The sequence below is a fragment of the Mesorhizobium sp. M0139 genome, from assembly GCF_040322455.1.
Taxonomy (GTDB): Bacteria; Pseudomonadota; Alphaproteobacteria; order Rhizobiales; family Rhizobiaceae; genus Mesorhizobium.
Map to the genome: position 1 here is coordinate 14,709 of NZ_JAMYTN010000015.1, position 23,578 is coordinate 38,286.

22 protein-coding genes and 2 pseudogenes are annotated in these 23,578 nt (G+C 60.8%); 15 read left to right on the plus strand and 9 right to left on the minus strand.

All coding sequences use genetic code 11. From position 1 onward, the window contains the following. The first annotated feature begins 33 nt into the window (after positions 1–33). From NKJ58_RS24105 to NKJ58_RS24115, 3 genes are read left to right on the plus strand one after another with little or no spacing between them, the layout of a single operon-like run. Entirely contained in the window at positions 34–1,002 is a 969-nt protein-coding gene (locus NKJ58_RS24105; protein ID WP_352498002.1) for an ABC transporter permease, read from the plus strand. A 12-nt stretch (positions 1,003–1,014) separates the two neighbouring features. After that, entirely contained in the window at positions 1,015–2,214 is a 1,200-nt protein-coding gene (locus NKJ58_RS24110) for an alanine racemase (RefSeq protein ID WP_023729115.1), read from the plus strand. Positions 2,215–2,223: 9 nt separating this feature from the next. Then, positions 2,224–2,967 (plus strand): ATP-binding cassette domain-containing protein, encoded by a 744-nt coding sequence (locus NKJ58_RS24115; protein WP_023686849.1) that lies wholly within the window; start codon positions 2,224–2,226, stop codon positions 2,965–2,967. A 23-nt stretch (positions 2,968–2,990) separates the two neighbouring features. Here NKJ58_RS24115 and NKJ58_RS24120 read toward each other — a convergent pair. Further along, positions 2,991–3,244, minus strand: a pseudogene (locus NKJ58_RS24120) (MBL fold metallo-hydrolase); the annotation flags it as partial. Between NKJ58_RS24120 and NKJ58_RS24125 the strand changes: the two are divergent. Together NKJ58_RS24125 and NKJ58_RS31525 are read left to right on the plus strand one after the other, a co-directional pair. After that, on the plus strand, positions 3,204–3,368 hold the full coding sequence (locus NKJ58_RS24125) for a hypothetical protein (protein WP_023704359.1): 165 nt from the start codon (positions 3,204–3,206) through the stop codon (positions 3,366–3,368). The pseudogene NKJ58_RS24120 and the gene NKJ58_RS24125 overlap by 41 nt on opposite strands. 16 nt (positions 3,369–3,384) lie before the next feature. Continuing rightward, positions 3,385–3,509 (plus strand): annotated as a pseudogene (locus tag NKJ58_RS31525) (aldehyde dehydrogenase family protein); the annotation flags it as partial. 10 nt (positions 3,510–3,519) lie between these two features. Here the strand turns inward: NKJ58_RS31525 and NKJ58_RS24130 are convergent. Next, the gene (locus tag NKJ58_RS24130) at positions 3,520–3,849 is read right to left on the minus strand and encodes a GMC oxidoreductase (RefSeq protein WP_023753926.1); all 330 of its coding nucleotides are present in this window, start codon (positions 3,847–3,849) and stop codon (positions 3,520–3,522) included. Positions 3,850–3,969: 120 nt separating this feature from the next. Between NKJ58_RS24130 and NKJ58_RS24135 the strand changes: the two genes are divergently transcribed. Continuing rightward, positions 3,970–4,503 (plus strand): ABC transporter permease, encoded by a 534-nt coding sequence (locus NKJ58_RS24135; RefSeq protein ID WP_050591080.1) that lies wholly within the window; start codon positions 3,970–3,972, stop codon positions 4,501–4,503. A gap of 204 nt (positions 4,504–4,707) precedes the next feature. On the opposite strand, the gene NKJ58_RS24140 is transcribed toward NKJ58_RS24135, so the two are convergent. The 6 genes from NKJ58_RS24140 to NKJ58_RS24165 form a co-directional block, all read right to left on the minus strand. Further along, the gene (locus NKJ58_RS24140) at positions 4,708–5,559 is read right to left on the minus strand and encodes a sugar phosphate isomerase/epimerase family protein (protein WP_023753927.1); all 852 of its coding nucleotides are present in this window, start codon (positions 5,557–5,559) and stop codon (positions 4,708–4,710) included. Then, a complete protein-coding gene (locus NKJ58_RS24145) occupies positions 5,556–6,581 on the minus strand; it encodes an ABC transporter permease (RefSeq protein ID WP_023667740.1) in 1,026 nt (341 codons plus the stop codon). The genes NKJ58_RS24140 and NKJ58_RS24145 overlap by 4 nt, the downstream gene beginning before the upstream one ends. After that, complete coding sequence (locus NKJ58_RS24150; RefSeq protein ID WP_023681803.1) at positions 6,578–7,585, minus strand: ABC transporter permease; 1,008 nt, start codon at positions 7,583–7,585, stop codon at positions 6,578–6,580. The genes NKJ58_RS24145 and NKJ58_RS24150 overlap by 4 nt, the downstream gene beginning before the upstream one ends. Continuing rightward, positions 7,578–9,092 (minus strand): sugar ABC transporter ATP-binding protein, encoded by a 1,515-nt coding sequence (locus NKJ58_RS24155; RefSeq protein WP_023704356.1) that lies wholly within the window; start codon positions 9,090–9,092, stop codon positions 7,578–7,580. The genes NKJ58_RS24150 and NKJ58_RS24155 overlap by 8 nt, the downstream gene beginning before the upstream one ends. 80 nt (positions 9,093–9,172) lie before the next feature. Then, positions 9,173–10,165, minus strand: a complete 993-nt coding sequence (locus NKJ58_RS24160) for a substrate-binding domain-containing protein (protein WP_023704355.1) — start codon at positions 10,163–10,165, stop codon at positions 9,173–9,175. Between the two features lie 363 nt (positions 10,166–10,528). After that, entirely contained in the window at positions 10,529–11,608 is a 1,080-nt protein-coding gene (locus tag NKJ58_RS24165; protein WP_023692318.1) for a substrate-binding domain-containing protein, read from the minus strand. Between the two features lie 1,012 nt (positions 11,609–12,620). Here NKJ58_RS24165 and NKJ58_RS24170 point away from each other — a divergent pair. From NKJ58_RS24170 to NKJ58_RS24205, 8 genes are all read left to right on the plus strand, one after another. Continuing rightward, complete coding sequence (locus NKJ58_RS24170) at positions 12,621–13,643, plus strand: LacI family DNA-binding transcriptional regulator (protein ID WP_023753931.1); 1,023 nt, start codon at positions 12,621–12,623, stop codon at positions 13,641–13,643. A 173-nt stretch (positions 13,644–13,816) separates the two neighbouring features. Then, entirely contained in the window at positions 13,817–14,830 is a 1,014-nt protein-coding gene (locus NKJ58_RS24175) for an SIS domain-containing protein (RefSeq protein ID WP_023729125.1), read from the plus strand. A gap of 28 nt (positions 14,831–14,858) precedes the next feature. Further along, complete coding sequence (locus tag NKJ58_RS24180; protein WP_352519527.1) at positions 14,859–16,181, plus strand: ABC transporter substrate-binding protein; 1,323 nt, start codon at positions 14,859–14,861, stop codon at positions 16,179–16,181. A gap of 11 nt (positions 16,182–16,192) precedes the next feature. Next, complete coding sequence (locus NKJ58_RS24185; protein WP_023682778.1) at positions 16,193–17,152, plus strand: carbohydrate ABC transporter permease; 960 nt, start codon at positions 16,193–16,195, stop codon at positions 17,150–17,152. Beyond that, the gene (locus NKJ58_RS24190; protein ID WP_023686871.1) at positions 17,149–18,009 is read left to right on the plus strand and encodes a carbohydrate ABC transporter permease; all 861 of its coding nucleotides are present in this window, start codon (positions 17,149–17,151) and stop codon (positions 18,007–18,009) included. The genes NKJ58_RS24185 and NKJ58_RS24190 overlap by 4 nt, the downstream gene beginning before the upstream one ends. 21 nt (positions 18,010–18,030) lie before the next feature. Continuing rightward, the gene (locus NKJ58_RS24195) at positions 18,031–18,885 is read left to right on the plus strand and encodes a sugar phosphate isomerase/epimerase family protein (protein WP_352853981.1); all 855 of its coding nucleotides are present in this window, start codon (positions 18,031–18,033) and stop codon (positions 18,883–18,885) included. Beyond that, the gene (locus NKJ58_RS24200) at positions 18,882–19,745 is read left to right on the plus strand and encodes a PfkB family carbohydrate kinase (RefSeq protein ID WP_023804466.1); all 864 of its coding nucleotides are present in this window, start codon (positions 18,882–18,884) and stop codon (positions 19,743–19,745) included. The genes NKJ58_RS24195 and NKJ58_RS24200 overlap by 4 nt, the downstream gene beginning before the upstream one ends. After that, entirely contained in the window at positions 19,742–21,160 is a 1,419-nt protein-coding gene (locus NKJ58_RS24205) for an NAD(P)/FAD-dependent oxidoreductase (protein WP_352519529.1), read from the plus strand. Before NKJ58_RS24200 ends, NKJ58_RS24205 begins: the two co-directional genes overlap by 4 nt. 177 nt (positions 21,161–21,337) lie before the next feature. Here the strand turns inward: NKJ58_RS24205 and NKJ58_RS24210 are convergent, their stop codons facing one another. Next, a complete protein-coding gene (locus NKJ58_RS24210) occupies positions 21,338–22,432 on the minus strand; it encodes a LacI family DNA-binding transcriptional regulator (protein WP_352519530.1) in 1,095 nt (364 codons plus the stop codon). Between the two features lie 212 nt (positions 22,433–22,644). On the opposite strand from NKJ58_RS24210, the gene NKJ58_RS24215 reads away from it, so the two are divergent. Next, positions 22,645–23,487: an ABC transporter substrate-binding protein gene (locus NKJ58_RS24215; protein ID WP_023804463.1), complete on the plus strand. Its 843-nt coding sequence runs from the start codon at positions 22,645–22,647 to the stop codon at positions 23,485–23,487. The last annotated feature ends 91 nt before the right edge of the window (positions 23,488–23,578 follow it).

Here is a 23,578-nt window from a genome sequence, read left to right on the forward strand (position 1 = left end):
TCGAGGCGAAGCGCTCACCACCGGAGGAATAAAATGTCCAGTGCCAACACCAGCGCCGGTAGCAGCTTCGCCAGCCGCTTCAATCTGCAGCAATATGTCGTCTACCTCGGTTTCCTGGCGATCTTCCTGTTCTTCGCCATTGTGCTGAGGGACAGCGGCTTCCTCACCGTCCGAAACTTATCGAACATCGTGTTGCAGACGACGCCGGTGACGATCATGGCCATCGGCCTGGTCTTCGTCATGTCGGCCGGCGAAATAGATTTGTCGATCGGCTCGATCGTGGCGGTGGCGGCCCTTGCAGCCGCCGTCACCATCAACGCGTACGGCATGCCGGCAGGGATAGTCGCCGGCCTCGGCGCCGGCCTGCTGATCGGCGTCATCAACGGCGTGCTGGTGGCGTATGTCAGGCTGCCCTCCTTCCTGGTGACGCTGGCGACGCTCGGCCTGTTCGCCGGCGTTTCGCGTTCGATGACAGACCTTCGCTCGATCTCGGTGACCAACGAAGCGTTCACCGGCTTCTTCGGTTCCGGCTCGCTGCTCGGTGTCCCCTCACTCGTCTGGTGGTCGGTGATTGCCGTGGCCATCGGCCACCTGGTGTTCCGCGAAACCCGTTTCGGCGCGCATTTGCTGGCGACCGGCGACAATGCCCGCGCCGCAAGCGTATCGGGCATCAGCGTGCCCAGGATCAGGCTCGCCGTGCTGACCATCAGCGGCGGACTCGCCGGTCTTGCCGGCTTGCTCTATGCCGGTCGCCTGCAGGCGGCGAAATATACTCTCGGGGAAACCGACCTGATGACGGTCATCGCCGCCGTCATCGTCGGCGGCACGCTGCTCAATGGCGGCAAGGGCTCCGTGGTCGGCGCGCTGGTCGGCTCGTTGATGATGGGCATGCTCAACAACGGCCTGATCCTGATGGGCCTGTCGGTCTCCGACCAGATGATCGTGCGCGGCCTCATCATCCTGACCGCAGTCGCCGTGTCGCTGCGCGAAAAGAACCGCTGAAGGAAGCCATCCATGTTTCTCGACATTTTGCGCCGCCGCAACCCCGCCTTTATCGAATCAGCTATCCGGTTGCACCAGCAAGGTAAGCTGCCGGCCAATGCTTATGTGCTCGATCTCGACACGGTTGAGGCCAATGCGCGGGTTCTCAAGAGCGAGGCCAACCGCAACGGCCTGAAGATCTTCGCCATGACCAAGCAGGTCGGCCGCTCCTCGTCGTTCTGCCGGGCTGTGATGCGCGGCGGCATTGACCGCGCGGTCGCCGTCGACATGGCTTGCGCCCGCGCCACCCACAAGGCAGGCATGAAGCTTGGCCATCTCGGCCATCTCCAGCAGGTCGCAAAATTCGAAGCGGCGGCTGCGGCGAAAACCTTCAAGCCGGACTACTGGACCGTGTTCAATGATACCAAGGCTGGGGAAGCGGCAACAGGCGCCAAGGCGGCCGGCTATGTGCAGCATCTGCTGGCCCGCATCGCCGCCGAAGGCGATATCTTCTATCGCGGCCATGAAGGCGGTTTCAATGCCGCCGACATTATCGATGTCGCCGACCGGCTGGATGCCGTCGAAGGCGGCCGTTTCGCCGGCATCACCACTTTCCCTGCTCTGCTGTTCGACCATGCTTCGCGGAAAGTGCTGCCGACCCCCAATCTGGCGACGCTCGCGAAAGCTGCGGAAGCGTTGGCCAAGGCAGGCCGCAAGGACATTGAGATCAACGCGCCGGGCACCACGTCGAGTGTCATGCTGGCGGCACTCGCCGAGGCTGGCGCGACGCAGTGCGAGCCCGGCAATGGACTGCATGGCACCACCGCGCTGCATGTCATGGAAGATTTGCCGGAGCTGCCGGCGGTGCTCTATCTCACCGAGGTCTCGCATCTCTCCGGCGGCAAGGCCTATTGCCTTGGCGGCGGCTTCTACATCGATCCGATCTTCCCCGACTACGACGTCAAGGCGATCGTCTCGGCTGAACCGACGACGGCAGGCTCGGCACTGCGCAGCGTCGAGGTGCCGCCGCCCTCTGCGATCGACTATTACGCCATGATCGATGCCGCCGGCGCGAACGCGCCGAAGCCTGGCGACAGCGCCGTGTTCGGCTTCCGTGGCCAGGCCTTCGTCACCCGCGCCCATATTGTCGGCGTGTCGGGCATTTCGACGGACAATCCGAAAGTGGAAACCATCGAGAACGGCTTCGGTGAACCCTATGCCTGGCCAGTCTAGGAGAAACACATGACGGTGAGCGCGCCCATCCTTCAGCTGCACGACATTCGCAAGAATTTCGGCGGCATCACCGCGATCGAGAGTTTTTCGCTCGAGGTTTTCCCGGGCGAGATCGTTGCACTCGTCGGCGACAACGGCGCCGGAAAGTCGACGCTGGTCAAGATCGTCTCGGGCGTCCACCCGCCCTCGTCCGGCACCATCGTCATCGAAGGAAAACCGGTGACGATGTCGAATGCCACCATGGGGCGCGCGCACGGCATCGAGGTCGTCTACCAGGACCTGGCGCTGGCCGACCAGCAGACGGTCTACATGAACATGTTCCTCGGCCGCGAGCCGCTGAACCGCCTCGGTTTGCTCGACCGCCGCCGCATGATCGACGAGACCGAGAAACTGGTGAAGGAACTGGACGTGCGCATCCCCTCCGCGCACGCCACTATCCGCGATCTCTCCGGCGGCCAGCGCCAGGGCGTTGCGATCGCGCGCGCCACGCATTGGGCAAGCAAGCTGATCCTGCTGGATGAGCCGACGGCGGCGCTGGGCGTTGCCGAAACCGCCCGGGTGGAGGCTATCGTCCAGTCGCTGAAGCAGCGCAATGTCGGCATCCTGATCATCAGCCACAGCCTCGACCAGGTCTTCAAGCTCTCCGACCGCATCTGTGTTCTCAGGCGTGGCAAGCAGATTGGAATTCGCGAGACCGCGAAGACCGATAAGAACGAGATCATTGCCATGATCACCGGCCTGCAGCAGCAATAGCAGGAACCTCTCTGAGAGCCCCCGCCCGAGATCCGGATGTTGTCGGCGATCACGCGATCGATCAGCTTGTGCCGCGTGGTGATCGCCATCGGCCCGTCCTGGTCGTAGCTGCCTTGCCACTCCGGATGCGGCGCCAGCAGCGCTGGCACATACATCGTGTCGGCCGAAATCATGCGCTGTTCCTTGCCGGAGTTTGCGAGGTAGACCGAGTGGCCGGGCGTGTGGCCGGCGCAGCGATGATCTGGAAGCCGGGCGCGACTTCGGCGCCGTCATGGATGCTGCTGGAGCTGCTGCGTCTGGTGAAGTTGCCTGCATCGCCTGAATTTCTCCAGGCGTATCCGCACCAGCTTTCTGGCGGCCAACAGCAGCGCGTTGGCACCGCTATCCCAGTCTCGATTTGATAGGACCTATGCAATGTATGGCGGCGCCGACATCACCGTGCCGCCCGGCGGCGTCAAGCTGTCCGGCTTCGGTCGCGACAAGTCGCTGCATGCGCTGGACAGATACACCCTCTCAAAACAGCCTGGATTTCTCTCGGCTGACCGTTTCTCGCTAAGCGCTGCCGAGGATGAAATCGGCGCAGCGGTCGGCGATCATGATCACCGGCGCGTTGGTGTTGCCGCTGATGAGACGCGGCATGATCGAGGCGTCGCTGATGCGTAGGCGCGGCACGCCGCGCACGCGCAATTGCGGGTCGACCACCGCCTGGTCATCGCTACCCATCCGGCAGGTGCCGCAGGGGTGATAGACCGTCTTGGCATGTTCGAGGATGTGGTCTGTTATGGATTGATCGGAAAGGTCGGCGGCCCCGCCCGGCGACAGCTCCTCGGCGATCACCGCCTGCAGGGCCGGCTGACGCAGGATGGTGCGGGCGATCTTCATGCCGGCGAGCAGCAGGGCAACACCAAGATGCGACGGCAGGCTTTCCCTACGAAACCCGCTTCGAGGATCTGGAATATCTCACCACCGGTCGCACCGATCTGGTTTCGGTTCTTACCAACAATGCCTACCTCCATTCCCATTCCTCATTCTTTTGTCTTCCTGCTTGTCCTGGCGGCGGTGATGTTGGTCGTTCTGCACCGTACCGCCTTCGGACTATACCTCTACGCCGTCGGCAAAAATGAAGAGGCCGCGCGGTTTTCGGGAATCCGTACCGGCCGGGTTATCATCTGCGCCTATGTGATCTGCGCCGGGCTGACGGCGCTGTCATCCATCTTTCTCGCAATGTACACACGCTCGATCCTGCCAAGCTCGCACGGCAATTTCTACGAGCTCTACGCGATCGCCGCCGCCGTCCTTGGAGGGTTCTCGTTGCGGGGCGGGGAAGGCTCAATCATTGGTGTGGTGCTTGGAACGATCTTGCTGCAGGTGCTTCAGAACCTTGTCAATCTTCTAGGCATTCCCTCCTCACTCAACTTTGCCGTGAGTGGATCGGTGATCCAGATCGGGGTACTGGCCGACCAGGAATACACAGAGTTTCGAAAGCGCCGCGAATTGATGCGGGGCCGGCTCGCAACCGCCGAAGGTAGGCTGTGATGCCCGAGCCGGTGAAATAGGTTGTTCACGGCAGTTGCGATCGCCGACCGGTTGGCTGCTTGCGCCCGGGGGGCAGCCGAAGGCCGGGATCTAAAACGCCGCAATATTGCCTCTCGAGCGGCTCCTGCTTCGAAGGCAGTCGCCGCAATGTCGATGCAGTCGGCTCATGATGTGCCGAGTTTCGATCTCGCATGGCGATGTAACTTATGCGATCAGCCCGTACTGCCGTGCCTTGTTGCGCAAGAACGGCAGACCGTTGCCCATTACAACCGCTTCACTCTCGGCCACCGGACGCCACACGCTGAGGCCAAAGGCCAGACGCGGATCCATGTTGATGAAGCTCTCCATCGCGAGCCCGCCCTTGAAGCGGATCGCGGCCAGCGTTGCGAACGTCTCATCCCAATTGCAATTGCCCTCGCCTGGGGTGCCGCGATCAGACTCGGAGAGATGGATATATTTGAGGTAATCGCGGGCGGTGATAATGCCGTTGCCCATGCCCTTTTCCTCGATATTCATGTGGTAGGTATCAAGGTGCACGAACATATTGTCGGCGCCCACTCGTTCGATCAAAGCCACCGCCTGAGCCGCGGTGTTGATGATGTGGTTCTCGTAGCGGTTCACGGCTTCGACACCGAGTTCGATGCCGCGAGACTTGGCTTGCGCGGCGGCGGACGTCATCACTTTCGCAATGTTATCAAGTTCGTCCTGCGTAGGTGGCACGCCAGTACGCTCGCCGATGCCGCCATAGATTACGCCGCACAGCGCCTGGGCTCCGATGTCGGCCGTCTTGTCGATAGCCACCTTGAGAAAGTCAATCGCTTCCTGTGGGTGGCGCGATGCCCAAGCATGTTCGGGCAACCCTAGCGAGCACACCGCCTGCATGCCATTTGCCGCCAGCAGCTTGCGGGTGTGATCGGCATCGCAAGAAAATGGATCGGCCAGCGAAATTTCAATGAAATCGAGATCGTATTTTTTCACCGCCGCTACAGTGTGCTCGGCGCCCTCTACGGACCAACCACTCGTCCACATGCTCGTATGAACGCCAAAACCCTTCATCGTGTTATCCTCATGAAATTGAGCTGCCCGGCAGCCCACCGCAAGATCATGACGCCGATCAGCATGATGCCCCAAATGGCTGTGGCCAGGTGCTGGCTGGCGCCCAAGAGATTCAGTCCCGAAGAAAGCAACTGCAAAACGATGAGGGCTAGGAAGACCGAAACGACCTTGCCGAAGCCGCCAAACGGATTCACCCCGCCCAAGAAGCAGGCAAGCACCGTAATCAGCACATAGGACTCGCCATGGCCGACACGGACGGAATTGAATCGTGCCATCATGATAATGCCGGCCAACGCACACATGGCGCCAGACAGCGCGTAGATCAGAATGATCACGCGTCGCGTCGAGATGCCGGAATAGCGCGTCGCCTCGATGTTGGAGCCGACCATATAGTTTGAAAAGCCAAGCCTGGTTCGGGTCATCAAAACATGCCAGACGATGACTGCGCCGAGCAGTATCAGCAGCGGGACAGGAATGCCGACGATGCTGCCGTGGCCCAGGGGCTGGATGAATTCGGGAAAGCCCGAAATATCGGCGCCGCGGGTCAGAAACTCGCCAAGGCCGCGCAGGAAAATCATCACCGAGAGCGAAACGAGGATGGGGTGCGCGCCGGTATAGGCTATCACCGGGCCCATGACCAAGCCGCTTGCCGTGCCAACGCCGACCGCAAGAACGGAACCGAGTAGAAAGGCATAGATGCTTGCGTCCGGTCCTCCGTTGGCCTGAAGAACCCAGGCGAGCGTGAGGCCACAGAGATTGGCCGTGAACGTCACGGCGAGATTGATGCCGCCCGAGATGATCGGCATCAACATCGCGAGCGTAAGCAGTCCAAGTTCAGGCAACTGGAAGGCCACCGATTCAAAGGTAGCTTTGGACAGGAATCGCGGCGAGAGAGATCCGAAGAATGCAATCACCAAAATCAATGCCAGCAAAAGTCCGATATTCTCGGCGCCCAACGTGCCGGCAAGACGGCGCAAGAATCCGTGCCGTAGCGCTCCAGTTTCGAGCACGCGCTGCGTCATGTACCCATCCTCTGCCGCAAGCCCGCGAGGATATGCCCGAGCGGCGCGTTGGACAGCGTGATGGCAATCAAGATGATCGCCCCGACGATCATCTTGAAAGCATAGGGAGAGATGCCGAGGAGGTTCAGCCCGTTTTGCGTCACCGACACAAGAAACACGCCAAGGATGCAACCGAGCACGGTGCCGCGCCCGCCACCCAGCCTGGCACCGCCAAGGACAACAGCTGCCAGCACGTCCAGCTCGCGCCCCACCAATGCGTTGGGCACGATTTCCTGGGAATAGTGCACCTGCACAAGTCCCGCGATCCCGGCCATCAAACCAAGCCAGCCGAAGGCAATGAAGTGCATCGCCGCGATGTTGATACCGAGGCGACGGGCGCCCTCCGGGTTATCGCCAAAAGCGTATAGCTGCCGTCCCGTGGTGGTATACCGGATAAGCCCCCAGGTGGCGGCGACGCAGACCGCCATGATCGCAACCGGCAGTGTTAGCTCGGCCCAATTGCCATTCGCCTGTTGGAACTCGAAAAGCACAGTGCGATGCGTCCACCATGCAGGCAGATTGTAGATCGATACACCGTGCGTGAAGAACATCAGAAGGCCGAAAAAAATATTGAAGGTGGCGATGGTGACAACGATTGAAATGATCTGGAAATAGTAGATGAGGCCGGCGTTCACCGCACCCAGGGCGATCCCGACAATTGCCGCCAAGGTGAGGCCGATGAACCAATCACCACCTCCCATTTGGGCTAGAGCCAGCGCCACAACGTATTGAACCACTGACGCGGCCACAGCGAAGGAGATGTCGATGCCCCCAGCGATCAACACCACCAGCAGCCCAACCGCGAAGATCAGATTTGTCGAGCTTGTGTTGAGCAGATTGAAGAGATTGGCAATGGTGAAGAATTTGTCGCTCGCAACGGAGAGACCTGCGCTCATGATGAGAAGAACCACAACGAGCCATGTCTCGGTGGGATGAGCCCGGAAGAGCTTGCCGCGGTTACGCATAGACGGCAGCTTCCAGGTCGCCGAGCGGGATGGCGTGCGGATCGTATTCGGCGACTATCTTGCCCGCAGCCATATGAAGGATACGATCGGCGTTGAAATAGACCTCCGGCACTTCATCGGATATCAGCAGAATCGCCAGGCCTTCGGCAGCGAGCTTGGCGACAATCTCGAAGATGCCGGCCCGCGCGCCAACGTCCACCCCCACGGTTGGCGAATCAAGAATGATCAGTTTCAGGCCGACCGCCAGCCATTTGGCGATGGCCACCCTTTGCTGGTTGCCGCCCGAGAGCGTGGAAATCGCATCGGTCTGCCGCCCGACTTTTATCGCCAATTCCTCGATCCAATGATTGACGAGCGCGTCCTTCTTCTCCGAGGAGATCAGCCCTCGATCAAGGATCTTGTCGAGCACCGGGATAACGGCGTTGTCGGCGATGGACTGAGCTTGTATGAGACCAAGGGACAAGCGGTCTTCGGAGAGATATCCAATACCCGCGCGGATTGCGTCGCGGTTGGAGTTCAGATGAAGAACCGTCCCGTTGAGTGCGATGCTGCCGCGGTCTGGGCGCAGCATGCCGAAAATAGAAAGCGCGAGTTCTGTGCGACCGGCGCCGAGTAGCCCGGTCAGGCCAAGCGTTTCACCTCGCCGTATTGTCAGCGAAACGTCGTCATAGTCGCCTGCGCGGGTCAATCGATCGATCTTCAACACGACGGGTGATCCACTAAGGTTTCTCGTGCTCACGGTTTGGTCGAACGTCTTGCCGGTCATCAGTTCGGTGAGGCGTGATTGGGTCATTCCGGCGGTCGGGAACACCCCAACGACCTTACCGTCGCGCAGAACGGTGACGCGACTTGAGATCTCCAGAACTTCCGCAAGGCGATGGCTGACGAAGACGATGGCCATGCCTTCATTCGAGAGTGTTCGAACGATCGCGAGCAACCGGTCTGTTTCCGATTGAGTAAGCGACGATGTGGGCTCGTCCATGAAAATAACCTTCGCATCGCCGGCGAGCGCCCGGGCGATGGCGACGATCTGACGTTGGGCGATTGCAAAGCTACGCAGAGGCGCGTCGACATCGAGGTCGGCGCCAAGCCGCGCCAACAGCCCTCGCGCCACCTCGCGAATGCGCGAATGATCGACGAGCCGAGGCATGTTGCCGAGGACAGTTCTGATCCCGATATTTTCCGCGACTGTCATTTCAGGAAACAGTGCGAGGTCCTGCCAGATGACTTCCACCCCGGCGCTGCGCGCCGCAGCCGGCGACATGATGTCGACAGACTTTCCGGCGATCGACATGTTTGCGCCGGCTAGCGGCTGACAAACGCCGGTGATTACCTTGATCAGGGTGCTCTTGCCGCTGCCGTTCTCACCGGCGATGCATTGCACTTCACCCGGGAGAACCTCGAAGGCGACATCCTGGAGGGCTCTAACGCCACCAAATGTGACGCTTATGTTGCTAAACGACAGAACCGATGGGAGGTCCTGCGTCGTAGACGCGACGAGGTTCACGGCGGGCCCTTCTGAAATGACTAGGATGGGGCGTGCCGGGATTGATTTGCCACCCCGGCACGCCAGCCATGGTCCGCCATCTAAAGCCCTAGGGCTGCAAGACCATCGACCGTTTCGACCGTGATAGGCTGCACAGCGTCCACGATGATGGTGCCGGTTTTGAAGTCAGGGTGAACGACACCCAGACCTTCGATCGTCATGCCGTCGGTAATTTCACCGCCGCCCGCCAGAAAATCAGCCATCGTTACGAATACTTTGCCCGCTTCCAGAGGATTCCACATATAGCCGCCGTCAATAATGCCGGATTTGAGCATTGCGCTGCCTTGGCTAGGCGAGAATGAACCGACAAGAACCACCTTGTCACCAAGCTTCTGCTCCTCGATCGCGCGTCCGGCGCCGATCGGTCCCTGACTGCCGAACGTCAGGAAGCCGCCGAGGTCAGGATTGGCGGCAAGCACATCCAGAGCCGTCTTTCGGCTGTCATCGGCGCTCTCGGCGACGCCATATCTGTCGCCAACCATCTGCATGTCGGGAAAGTTCTTCTTCAGGTAGGCGATTGCAGCATCGGCCCAGGCATTGTGTGCGGGCACAGTAAGAGAACCTACGTACACAACGTACTTGCCTTTGCCGCCCATTTTCTCGGCAAATAGCTTGGCATGGGCCTCACCGAAACCAACGGCCGAGACCATTTCGAAGTCCCAATCAGCGTTCACCTGGTCTGGCGATTCATGGGTTATGACCTTGATGCCCGTGTCGCGCGCCTTTTTTAGAACCGGCTCGAGAACGTTTGCATCATTCGGCACGACGCCAATTACGCTGACGCCCTGAGCTATCAGGTCTTCGATCGCGCGGACCTGAAGTGCCGGGTCGGCGCTGGTCGGCCCGACCATGAAGCCGTCGTCGCCAAGCTCTTTCGACTTTTCCTTTATTCCCGTTTCCATGGCATTGAACCAGGGAATGCCGCCGATCTTCACGACAACTCCAACCTTGACGTCCTTTGCCAGCGCAGCATTCATTGTGGCGACCGAAAGGGCTGCGCCGAACGCTGCCGCGAGTATAGTTTTTGCTAACATTTAATTCCTCCCTGATTGACGAGTTTTTCAGTTGCCTATTGCCCATGTCGGCTTTGTTTGGCCCACCCCTTTGTGCCCGACGGCATTGACGCACTCGGCGCCGCATTCCTCCCAGAACGCGCCATAAAAGACTTTGAATGCCGGCCGGTCAAGGTGCTAAATAGATTTAGCAAGGCGGTCACGCCACCAGCGTCTAAAAACATTTCTCGATTGATGTAAACGATCCGCCCTTCGCACTCAGGCTGCACCCGTAGAACGACATGCGATCGCCCGCGAGCCTTGGGTGGAGGCGGTGCTACCCAGATCCGAGGTGCTGATGAACGGAGTTGAACTTCTGCAACGATGTCTCGTGACAAAGAATTGCTAGTGGTCGATGCTCGATTTGGATGCCGAATCCCAATCTTCTTGGGCGCCGTCATGCTCTCCGGTTCGCCCAAAGCTGGTCGGTACGGTCACCAGCGGAAAGTGGTCTATCGAATAATTCTCGAGAAGCGAAAATCCTTCAGCAATCATCACCTCGACATTCTGTCGGACCATGGTCACATCGAAGGGCAAATGCGCCGCGAATGGATCCCAGTCGAAGCTTCCGACAACAACCCGTCCAAGCTCACTTGAGGCTAGCGTCGAAGTGAACCGCAATGTTCCTTCAAGAGCGGTCACGCCGTTGACGAACATACCTGAGGGCAGATGCCCAAGCTGAGCGTATCGTGCAGCGAGAGACCGAGCAGCGTTGGTCGGTGCGTATCCGCAGCAGTCAATCGTGCCCGGGCCCGTAACAATCCCATGCGCTGCCAGCGCATCGTGAAAACCCAGCAAACGGCTACGTGTTGCGTCATCATCGCTGACCCCGCCAAAGAAGAAGAGATCTTCGGTGGAGCCCCCTCGTTCTTTCAATTTCTGAACAATGATCTCTGTGAGCGCCTTGGCGCCCCCGTAGTTGTCAGAAACAACTGAGGGAGCCCGGCGGCCTGGCAGATCGATGTTGATGCACCGGACGCCCGCTGCCCGGCACAGATCATTCAGCGGATCGGGGTCACGAACGCCCGCAAGGAAGAGAAATTCCACCTGCTGAGCCAGCAGGGTTTCCGTCACACTCAACTCGTTATCAGGATTGCGATGGGTGCTGACGACGATCGGGCACAAGCGGTGGACGCGGGATTCCGCTTCAAAGGCTTCGGCCAATCCGGCGAAGAAGCGATTGCGGTAATGTGGCAAGATCATTCCAGCGAGTCCGGATCGGGAAAGCCGCAATCCTCGTGCCTTGAGGTTGACAGCATAGCCAAGCCGCTCAGCCCAATCGAGGATGGTCGCTGCGGTTTCCGCCTTGATCCGGTGCTGTTGCCACGAGCCATTGAGGACGAGACTGACGGCGGTCGGGGACGACTTTGCCGCCACCGCGATATCATAAATCGTTGACTTGCGTCGGACAGACTTTCTCGCCATTGGTGACGCTCCCGCTGGGAGATGCAGTAGACGCTAGTGCGGGGTCAAGGCAACATCTCTAAATTGCGTCAAACGGTTTGGAGGAGCGACCCCACGGAAGGACGCGGCGTCTCGTGCCTCCGGTCCGGTCTCCCTGATTGTCTCGATCGTTGCAATGACAGCGCCAGGGAAATCGGCAGATTTGGGATTTTCCCTGAAGCTTCGTTCAGCGTCACTGGAGACACCAACCCCAGTGTTTCGGCTTTGGTCTCCCCGATGATCAATCACCTTGCAAAGGTCGACGAGAAGTTTCGATCAGTTTGGAGCCCACCGTTGGCGATGGTCGGGCGCACGCGTCACGATCGAGTCCTCCGTTTCAATAGCGGGAAGATGAAAGCTTTGGGTTTCTGAGTCTCTATCTGGCCCCAAAAGGGTGCTGCCGGATGCGCCTCGTCTCCGGGCGTTGTTTGCGTACTTGGCCGAGGTGCCCTTGCTTGGCAAGTTCCTTCCGCGACAAGGGTCTGCTCGACAGCATTTTCGTCGCTATTGCCAATGCGGAGCCCCGGAGGATCAAAACCGGTTAGCAGCATGATGCCGACGGTTCAGAGCAAGCGACTCAGATTCCCGATTTGCTCAGAGTCTCCCAGCCTATGGCTCTCCGTGCAGCGGGCCTTGAGCGTCTGGCTCGACCTTTTTGAAAGCTCGCCTCCAATCGCTGGACGAGTTTGGCGGCAAGGCTAGTCGTCTCCATCGGTGTTATGATCGATGCCAGGGAGGCCGCCTGGACCATGGCGTGAACTCATTGCCGTATGCTGGCAGTGCAAGGCAATGAACTGACTGCACAACATGTAGGTGCATTCGTGAATCAAATTTCCAGATAGCCAAACAGCGCGCGTATCTCGATTAGGTGGCAAGGAGTTGCGAAAGCTATGTTCGCAGTTTGAGAATCGTCCGATATGCCGCACAACGATGCCGGCAAGACGAGCCGAGGATGATCTGACGCAATGTTCAGATCCAAGAAGGACGGTTACCTGTGGCCCAGAAAGGAATCACACTAAAGGACGTTGCCGCAGCGGCTAAGGTGTCGCGCGCCACGGCCGCCCGGGCGCTCAACAGCTATGGTTACGTTGGCGACGAGACGGCGCTCCGCGTGGTTGAGGCAGCCGAAAGGCTGGGCTATCGGGCCAACCTCGTCGCGCAGGCGCTGCGCAGCGGACAATTGCCGATCATAGGCTTCGTGCCCGGCGATATCCAGAATCCGTTCTTCGCCCGAATCGCGCACGACATAGAGGTGGAACTGCGCAAGCACCGCCACAATCTTCTGATTGCCAGCAGCGAGGAGAATGTAGAACAGGAGAAAGAACTGCTTGAGAGCCTTCGCTCGCTCAGCATTCGCGGCTTCATCCTTGCCCCAACGTCTGCAACCGACAGCCACCATATCGTGCAACTGGCCCGCGAAGGCGCACCGATCGTGCTCATCGACCGCGTGGTAAAGGACCTGCAATGCGACAGCGTCGTCGTCGACAACGAGGGCGGGGCACGCGAGGCAGTGGACTATCTGGTTGGCAACGGTCACCACCGGATCGGTCTTTTGCGCGACGAGTCACGCATCTTTACGGCACAGGAACGCTTGGCTGGCTACCAAAACTCGCTCCACTCGCATGGGATCGCAATCGATGAAGCGCTCATCGGCGTATCGCGCTCGACCGTCGAGCACGCCATCGAAGCCACGATCCGCCTGTTCAGCCGGCGCAATCGCCCGACCGCACTGTTCACGGTGGACAGCCTCATGACGCAAGGCGCGCTTCTTGGCCTGCGTTCAATGGGGCTCTCGATTCCGCATGATGTGTCGGTGGTTGGCTTCGATGACTTCAACCTCGCCACGTTCACCGATCCGCAGATAACGGTCGTGGCGCAACCCATCTCCGAGATCGGACCGCTCGCCGCCAGATACCTGCTGGAGCGGCTTGCCGGCAAAAAGGTTGCACCGCGCCGTACCCGATTTCAGACCCGCTTGATCGTACGCGGATCGGTTGCCCGGCGCGCTGTGCGCTAAAGAGCAAACCCCTCGATTTCGGAGAATTTCGTCTAAAGGACTTGCCATTGGCGAAATTGCGTGCCCATTATTGCTTGTGAGATCGATCTCACATCGGGAAAACGAGCTAGACGGCCCACCGACGCCTAAGGCGGGCTAGAGGCCTGTAACATGCGAAATACAAGGAAAACGTCATGCTGAACTTCGATAGGGACCGCTTCGTGAAGATCCAAAGCGGGGCCGTCGCCGTCGCAGGTGAGGTTCGCTCACTGATGCGCACACTGCTGGCAGATGGCGTCGAGCGGCTGTTTTTCATGGGCACCGGCGGCGTGCAGCTTCTAACCTTGCCCGCGATCGAGTTGGCGCAGCGCTGTTCCACCTTCCCGGTGAGCGGTGCCTATCCGGCGCAGGTCGTGATCGATCCGCCCGCCGGTCTCGACAGCAAGGCCGTGGTGGTCATCCCGTCCTTGTCGGGCACGACCAAGGAAGGCGTCGAGCTCATGGCCTTTCTGAAAAAACGTGGTGTGCGCACGATTTCGCTCACCGGCCATTCGGATACGCCAATCGCACGGGAGGCTGACCACAATTTCACGAACTTCGCCGAAGACGACACCTCGTCGGAATCCTTCTACCTGCAGACGCTGCTGATCGTCCTGGCCCTGCTGGAAGAGCGCGGCGAATATGATGATTTTGATGGCACTGTCGCCGAACTCAAACTGCTGCCGGATCTGCTTGCCGACGCCAAGGCTGCCTTTGAGGACAGGGCGGCCGAACTGGCCCAGACAATCAAGGACGATACCTATCACATCTTCACCGGCGCCGGCTCGGTGTGGCCGGAGGCACACTATTACGGCATGTGCATCCTCGAAGAGATGCAGTGGATTCGCACCCGCCCGGTGCACGCCGCCGACTTCTTCCACGGTACGCTCGAGTTGGTCGAGCCGGGCGTCAGCGTTTTCGTGTTCAAGGGCGAAGATGCCCTTCGGCCACTGGCCGACCGGGTCGAGAACTTCGCCAAGCGCTACACGGACCGCGTTCGCACGCTGGACGCGGCCTCGGTCAAGTTGCCGGGCATCTCCGCAAAGGTCCGCGGCATGATCTCGCCGGTTCTGCTCGCCACCTTGCTCGAGCGGCTGAGCGCCCATCTCGAGGTGCTGCGCAACCACCCGCTGACCACCCGTCGCTACTACAAACGCGTGGAATATTGATCCCCTCTTACCTCTGAAGGAGCTATCCATGAAACGTTCGCTGCAAGTCGTGGCGGTCACGGTGGCCGCGGTATCATCATTGGGGTTGTCGATAAGCGGCAGTTCCGCCGCTTCGCCGGCTGTCACGGCCGACCCAAACGCCAAGGTGGAATACACCGGCACGCTTTCGGTCCTGACCAAGTTCGGGCTGCAACAGCTGTCGCCCTATTTCGTCAACCTGGCACAGGCCTATGAGAAGCTCCATCCGGATGTGAAGGTCGAACTTATCCAGGAGAGCGACGACAGCGTGAAGGGCAAGACCAAGACGCTGGTCGCTTCCAACTCGCTGCCCGATATCTATTTCTCCTGGACAGGCAGTTGGGGTGGCAATTTCGTGCGCGGCAATCGCGCCGTTGATCTCACGCCCGTCATTGCTGCCGATACCGAGTGGGGCAAGTCGCTGTCTCCAGCCGCCGTCAAGGCGTTCCAGTACAACGGCAAGTTCTATGGCATTCCGCTTTACCAGGATGCCAAGTTCATGGGCTACAACAAGCAGATCTTCGCCAAGCTCAGCCTCAAGGCACCCGCCACTTTCGAGGACTTGCTGACCAGCTGCGACGCCATCCGCAAATCCGGCGTGACACCGATCTCCTTCGGCAACAAGGAGGCTTGGCCGGCGATCCACTTTGCAGGCCAGCTGCTCGCCTACAACGTGCCGCAGGCAACGCTGGAACGCGACTTCGATCCGGCCACCGCCCAATACAGCGATCCAGGCTATGTCGCAGCACTCAAGCAGTTCAGCCAGCTTGTCGAGCGCTGCACCGATGGCGCCGGCGTCAACGGCACATCCTATGCCTCGGCTCTCCAGGCCTTCACCAACGCCCAGTCGGCCATGTACTACCAGGAAATCATCGAGTTCGATCAGGCCGCCACGCCGGAGTCGGCGTTAAAGCCCGCCGATTTCGGATTCTTCCGGCTGCCGGTGCCCGCCGGCGCCAAGGGTGACGCCAGGTCGATCGAGGGCGCGCCGGAGGGCTACATGATCAATGCGGCATCGAAGAACATCCCGCTGGCGATCGATTTCATGAAGTTCGTGACCTCGAAGGAAAATGCGCAGGTCTTGTCTGCGCCACCCTATGGCCAGCCGAGCGCCACCATCGGCGGCGCCTCGGAATCGAACATGAGCGCGGCTGTGGTCGATGGCCTCAAGGATATCAACGCCGCCTCATACCTCATGCCCTGGCTGGATACGGCCAACCCACCGCGCGTCGCCGCCGTCTGGCTGTCCAGCCTGCAGGCGCTGGCGGGCGGCTCGATGACGCCCGAGCAAGTGATGGACGAGGTGCGCAAAGCCGCATCCGCGGCCAAATAAAGCAGGCGAGCATGGCAAGGGCCTCGGACACAGTGGACAGCGGCGCCGACATCGGCGTCGCCAGGCCGCAACGGCCAAAGAGCCGGCGGGCCTGCTTCGCCAACCTGTTGTCGTTGCGATGGGCGGCGATCGCGCTCATCCTCATCGGCTGGTTCGTCTATTATCCGATCGTCGACAATTTCATCGTCAGCACCACCGACCAGGACATCTACACCGGCGAGGTCACCAATGTCGGCCTCGCCAACTACGACCGGCTGCTGCATGACCCGGTCGTGCTGCTGGCGCTGTGGAACAACTGCCTCTACGCTCTCATCTCCGTCATCTTCCAGGTCTTCGGCGCGTTCCTGCTGGCGGCCATTATCGAGGACCTGAAAAGCGAAAGCTGGCGCCGGCTGTGGCGCGCCGTCTATTTCGTGCCGTCGGCAATCTCGATCACGGTGACCGGCCTGCTGTTTTATTTCATCTACCAGCCGCAGATCGGCTTGCTGGATGCCGCGCTCAGCCGTGTTGGACTGAGCCAGCTCGTCATGCCTTGGCTCGGCAATGAGCACACCGCCATCTATGCCATCATCGCCATGAGCCAATGGCAGGGTTTTGGCTATTCGACGCTGCTGTTCGCCATCGCCATCCAGAAGATCCCGCGCGACCTCTACGATGCCGCAACGATCGACGGCGCGGGTCCTCTTCGCCGCCTGTGGAGCATCACCTTTCCGCTGACCCGGGAAATGACGGGGTTGATGATCATCGTCACCATCACGGGCGCGTTCCAGGTGTTCAACGAGGTCATGGTGATGACCGCAGGCGGGCCCAACAACAGCAGCCAGGTGCTGGGCACGTGGCTCTACCAGAAGGCCTTCATCGAGGACAATTTCGGCTATGGCGCGGCGATCGCCGCCGTCATCTTCATGTTGACCATGCTCACAGGTGCGGCACAGCTCTGGTACACCAAGCGCCGCCGGGTGCAGCTATGAGTGCGATGGTCGCAGCCGGTCGCAGCCGGCACGTCAATGTGTGGTCGGTCATCGCCAGGACGTTGCTCTATTCATTCCTGGTCTGCCTTGGTGTCGTCGTCATCTATCCGCTGATCTGGATGGCGCTGAGCGGCTTCAAGGACAATGCGCAGATCTTCGGCGATCCCTTCGCCCTGCCCACCCATTGGTCGTGGAACAATTACGTGCAAGCGTGGAACCAGGGCGTGCGTGGCTACGTGACAGTCTCGGTGCTGGTGACCGTCGCTTCGGCCATATGCACCGTGCTGATCAGCGCCTGGACGGCTTTCGGCCTGACCCGCACCAAGATGCCGGCAAAGCCGCTGGTTATAGCCATCGTTCTGGGCGGCTTGATGCTGAGCCCCACGGTGGCGATCATTCCACTGGTGAAGATGTTGCAGGCGCTCGGTCTCTACAACACCTACTGGGCGCTGATCATTCTCTACACGGCGTTCCGTGTGCCGTTCACCACCTTCCTCATCCGCGCCTACATGCTGGATCTGCCTGAAGACATCGACGAGGCGGCGACGATGGATGGCGCCAGCGAGGGTCAGATCTTCTGGCGCATCACCTTGCCGCTGTGCCGGCCGATCATCATTTCCTGCGTCATCCTGCACGTCCTGTTCGCCTGGAACGAATATCTCTTCGCCATGATCTTCACGAGCGGCTCGGATGTGCAGACGCTGCCGGTCGGACTGACGTCGATCATGGCAACCCACGGGACCAACTATGCCGTGGTGTTCGCGGCCATGACGATCTCGGCGCTGCCTATCGTGATCGTGTTCTTTGGCGCGCAACGCTACTTCATCCGTGGCTTGGCCGAAGGCATCGGCAAATAACAATTCCCGAAAGGAGCCTTCATGCCGCAGCTCGCTGCTCATCAGCTGATCGGAGCCAATTTCAGCTTCCAGCACTTCCCCTTCGATGAGGTCGCCAGGACGATCCGAGGCTTTGGCCTGCGCGAGATCGAGCTGTGGGGGATTGCCCAGCATCTGGACCTGTTCCACGCCACGGACGCACGTGTCGAATCCGTTCGCCGGGTACTCGCCGACAACGAGCTGTCGGCCTGGTGCTTTACGCCTGAGCAGGTGTTGTATCCAATCAACATTGCCTCCGGCGACGCCGCACTGCGCCAGGACAGCATCGAGCGGTTTTGGCGTGCAGCCGACATCTGCGCGGCGCTTGGCGCCCGCTATCTCTTCCTGACGCCCGGCCGGGGCTACGAGAGCGAACCCCGGCAACCGGCATGGGACCGCGCGGTCGGTTCGATCGGCGAGATCGCCCGGCGCGCCGCCGCAAACGGGGTGCGCTGCCTGCTCGAGCCGTTGCAGCGGTTCGAGAGCAACCTCGTCAATAATGCGGCAGGCCTGCGCCAAATGCTGGATGAGGTGGGCGCCGGCAATATCGATATCGTGCTCGACACTGTCGCCATGGCCACGGCCGGCGACACCGTGGCCGGCTATGTCGACCTGTTCGGCTCGCGGCTGGCGCATGTTCATCTGGTCGACGGCACGCCAGGCGGGCATCTGGTGTGGGGGGAGGGCACGCTGCCGCTTGGCCACTACGTCAGCGAGCTCGCGCGCCTCGGCTATGCCGGAAAATTCACCTTCGAGCCGTTCGGCAACGGCTCCTACGCGCTCGATCCGGTAAAAGCCTGGACACGCTGCCTTGGCGCCATCGCGCCATACCTCAATCGCGCAACGGTGCCGGCATGATGTCGAAGGAGCTTACCGCGGTCGGGGACAATTGCCTTGATGCCTATTTGACCAACAACTTGATGACGGTGGGCGGCAACGCCTTGAATGTCGCGGTGCAATGGCGGCGCAACGGCTGGGCCGCGCGCTATTTCGGCGCCGTCGGGAACGATCCCGAAGGCGACGTGGTGCTTGCCGAGCTGGCAGGTGCCGGCCTATCCCCCGACGACGTCGAACGGCGTCCCGGCGATACGGCCGTCACCTTGCTGCGCGATGAATCCGGCGACCGGAAGTTCCTGCACGAATCCTTCGGTGTGGGCGAAAACTTCATGCCGGTGCCCGCGCATTATGCGGTCATCGCCGCGGCCGACTGGGTGCATCTCGGCACCAACGCCAACAAGCACCTTGTTCAACGATTGGTGGCGGACCATGTGCCGTTCAGCATCGATCTATCGACCGCCCATATGGCGCTGCCGCTCGACGGTGTCCCGCTTTTGTTTGCGTCCGGACCGGACGATGTCGATGTTCCCATCGAGCCATCGCTGGGCGCGCTCAGGGCGGCCGGCGCAAGGCAGGTGGTTTTGACCTGTGGTCGACGCGGCTCCTACTTCGACGATGGCACGAATGTCGTGCATGCGCCGGCGACGCTTGTCGATGTCGTGGATACGTGTGGCGCCGGCGACAGTTTTATTGCCACCTTCCTCGCCGGCTTCCATTTCGGCGGCCTTGGCGCCCTGGAGGCATTGCACAGGGCGTCGATCGCGGCGGCACAGACCTGCACCCATCTCGGCGGGTTTCCCCAGAGACCGCGTCCGATACCCGATTGGCTGCGAGCCAAATATGCCAGCTTCATTGTCGATGCGCAGGGAGCCCAAGCGTGAGTACACTTCGTTTGCGACAGCCTGCGGTCGCGCTTGCATCTGACCGGTCGTTTTGGCTGCAGGACATTACCGCCGCCCCTGCGACCGAGCCATTGCGAGGCGACGAGCGCGCCGACGTGGTGATCGTCGGTGGCGGCTATACCGGTCTGTGGACGGCGCTGCGGATCCTTGAACTGGCGCCGCAAACGCGGGTGGTCATCCTTGAAGCCGATCTGTGCGGATCGGGGGCCTCGGGGCGCAACGGCGGTCAGGTCCATTCATGGTTCGCCGAAATCGACCAGATCAGTGCGGTCGTCGGTCTCGAGGAAGCGCGCCTGCTGTGCGCCGACACGGTGGCATCGATCGCGGAGCTGAAGGCGCTGCAGCAAAACGGCACCATAGACATGGACCTGAGGCTGGACGGATGGTTGTGGACAGCAAGCTCCATTGCGCAGGAAGGCGCTTGGGAGACCGCCGTGGCCTTGACGGCGGCTGTTGGAGAAAACCGTTTCAGCCCGCTGACAGCCGAGGACATTCAACGCCGCACCGGTTCATCGGCCTCCTATGTCGGCGTGGTCGAGACCACTGCCGGCACGGTCCATCCCGCCAAACTTGCCATCGGATTGCGCAAGTTGGCACTGGCACGCGGCGTCATCATCCATGAGCGCAGCCCGGTCCTCGCCATCGAACCCGGCATGACATGCACGGTGCGCACGGCGCATGGCGCGGTACGGGCTGACAAAATCGTGCTTGCCGCCAACGCCTGGCTTTCCGCGCTGCCGGAACTGCGGCGGCATCTTTATGTGGTCGGCAGCGAGGTGATTGCCACTGCCGCCGTTCCCGAACTGCTCGACAGCATCGGCTGGCGCGACGGTGCCTCGATCTGCGATTCCCAGGCCCAGGTGCTCTACTATCAGCGCACCATCGGGGGCAGGGTGGTCTTCGGTCGTGGCAGCGGCAACGTCGCCTTCAGTGGAAATTTCGGCGCCAGCTTCAACCGCAGCCCGGAGCACGGCCGCGACAATATGCGAGAGCTGCATCGGGTCTACCCGTCGCTGCGCGGTGTGGCGATCGAATATGACTGGTCGGGGCCGATCGACTGCGTGCCTGAACACGTTCCTGTCTTCGACCACCTGCGCGATTATCCCAATATCTTCTACGGCATGGGATTCAACGGCACCGGCATCGCGCAGACGCCGATAGCCGGACGCATTCTGGCGAGCCTGGTGCTCGAGCGAAAGGATCGCTGGAGCGAAAGCGGTCTGGTCGGCATCGAGCGGCGCATGTCGCTGCCGCCCGAGCCTTTGCGTTATCTCGGCGCCAGGCTTGTCCGCGCCGCGGTGCGCCGCAAGAACGAGGCCGAGATCCGCAACCGCAAGGCCGGCAGGATCAGCAGTCTTCTGGCGGCCCTGAAGCCAGGCAGGCGCAAGAAGTAGCCGGGCATCTGGCTCATCGTCATGCTCTTCAAACCATGAGCCGGCACGTGCCGTCCCGATGACGGTGGACGCGGCATTGCGATCAGGGTGCTTGCTGGGTTGATCGACGTACATTCTTAAAGCGGAGTGCGTCGACCTTGTTCTAACGTATTCATGTGGGCCGTACCGCCGTCAGGCCTATGCTTGGCGCACTTGCGGCTTTCCATCCGAGGGCGGGCCAACGGATCCGCGTGTAATGATGGCGGTCGGCAAAACGAGCCTTTCCGCCGGGCGGGAATCTCCCTTCAATCGCCGGATGAGCAATTCCGCGACGCTCTTGCCAAGCGCGTAGACGGGCTGGTCGATAACGGTGATGGGCGGCGTGGTGACGCTCGTCCAGTCCGCATCATGGAAAGTGATGAGCGAAATGTCGTCGGGAACCCGCAGGCCGCGCTCGCGGGTCACCTTGAAGATCTCCAGCGCAATGACGCTGTCGGAGGCGAGGATCGCCGTCGGCCGATCCGGCGCCAACAGCATCTCGCCGGCAACCCTGCGCGTTTCGGTGGGGCTTGTCGCGCCAAGGCGAACAAAGCGTTCTGGCCGATCAAGTCCGGCCTCTCGGCACACGGTGAGGAAACCGTCGATGCGCTCACGGACCGACGAGGTGTAGATCTGCCCGAGATCGCGGTACTCGTGCCCTTCGGCGTCGACCGCGGTCACATAGGCGATGTTGCGGTGGCCGGCATCGGCTAGAAAGCGGGTCGCCAGCATGGCGATGCCGCGATCGTCGGTCGTGACCGTATCGACATCCAGATCTGCCAGCGCCCTATCCAGCAGGGCAAGCGGTCGGCCCGAGCGGTGGATATCGCGCAGGTGCGCGATGTCGCGCGATTCCGACGGCGTGACGATCAGCCCGTCGACGCGCTTGCCGATGAGCAGTTTCACGGCCGCCTTTTCCGCCTCGATCTTCTCGCCGGAATTGGCCAGGATGACGTTGAACCCGGCTGCCTTTGCCGCGTCGCTGATGCCGCGTACCGCGAGGCTGAAGAACGGGTTCTCGATGTCGCCGACAACCACGCCGATGATGCCGGAGCGGCCGGTCGTCATGCTGCGGGCGAGCTCGTTCGCACGATAGTCCAAGGCCTTGGCCGCGGCCATGACTTCCGCGCGGATCATGTCGCTGACGACGCCGTATCCGCCGAGCACGCGCGCGGCTGTCGCTTTCGAAACATTGGCCGCGCGGGCGACGTCGCTGACCGTTATCGACGGGGTCTTGGGGGCGGTTCTTTTCATCGGATGACGACTACAAGAGTTGTTGACGGGAGGTCAACGTGGCGATAACGATTAACAAAGAGACCGGTCTCACGCAATATGAGACCGGTCTCTTTAAGGGAGTGGAGCCGAGAGGCGTGACGGACCGTGATTTCGGCAAGGGCATGTCGGCGCGCCAGATGGCGGCTCGACGGAAATACCAAGAAGAACAGACCTTCAGAGTGGAGAAAGACATGAGCAGGAAAGAAATTCTCAAGTCGTTGATGTGCCCGGTCAGAACCGGCGCAATGGCTCTTATGGCGATGTGCGTCGGCGCCGGGCTGGTTTCAGGAGCGGCCGCCGCGGATGACAATCCCTATGGCCTCATTGATGCGAAGGTCATCAGCGTCGGAACCATGGGCGATGCCAAACCCTACGCTTTCACCCAGGCCGATGGGTCGTTCACCGGCTTCGACATCGAATTGTTCCGCAACGTCGCGAGCCGCCTTGGCTTCAAGCCCGACCAGGTGATCTTCACCGGCCAGGAATTCTCGGCGCTGATGCCTTCGGTTGCAAACGAGCGTTTCGATGTCGCGGTCGCGGCAATCGGCACGACGGAAGCACGCAAGAAGACCGTCGACTTTTCCGACGGGTATATCGCAGGCTATCTGTCCGTGCTTACTGCCGACAAGGCGATCACGTCGGCGGACGAGCTCAAGGGCAAACGTCTCGGCGTCGTACAAGGCACGCTCCAGGAAATCTACGCGGCGAAGAATTTTGTCGGAACCGATCTCGTCAAATTCCCCGACAACAACTCCGCCGTTTCGGCGCTTAACAACGGAACCGTGGATGCCCACTTCCTCGATTACGAGGCCGCCAAGGACTATGGCGTTCGCTATCCGAACCTGAAGATCGCGGTCAATATTCCTTCCTTTGACGCGCCGGCCGGCTTTGTCCTGCGCAAGGGCAACGACAAGCTCCGCAATGCGCTGAACACCGCCCTTCACGCGGCCATGCAGGACGGCACCTGGAAAACGCTTTATGAAAAGTGGTTCCCCGGCTCGCCGATGCCCGACCAGTATCTTCCCAAGAAGTAGACCGTACCCGGCCGCTGGCTCTCATGCCGGCGGCCGGATTACGCCGCCGTCCTTGATGCGGACGATGTGAATAGCGCAACCGAAAGGGGGG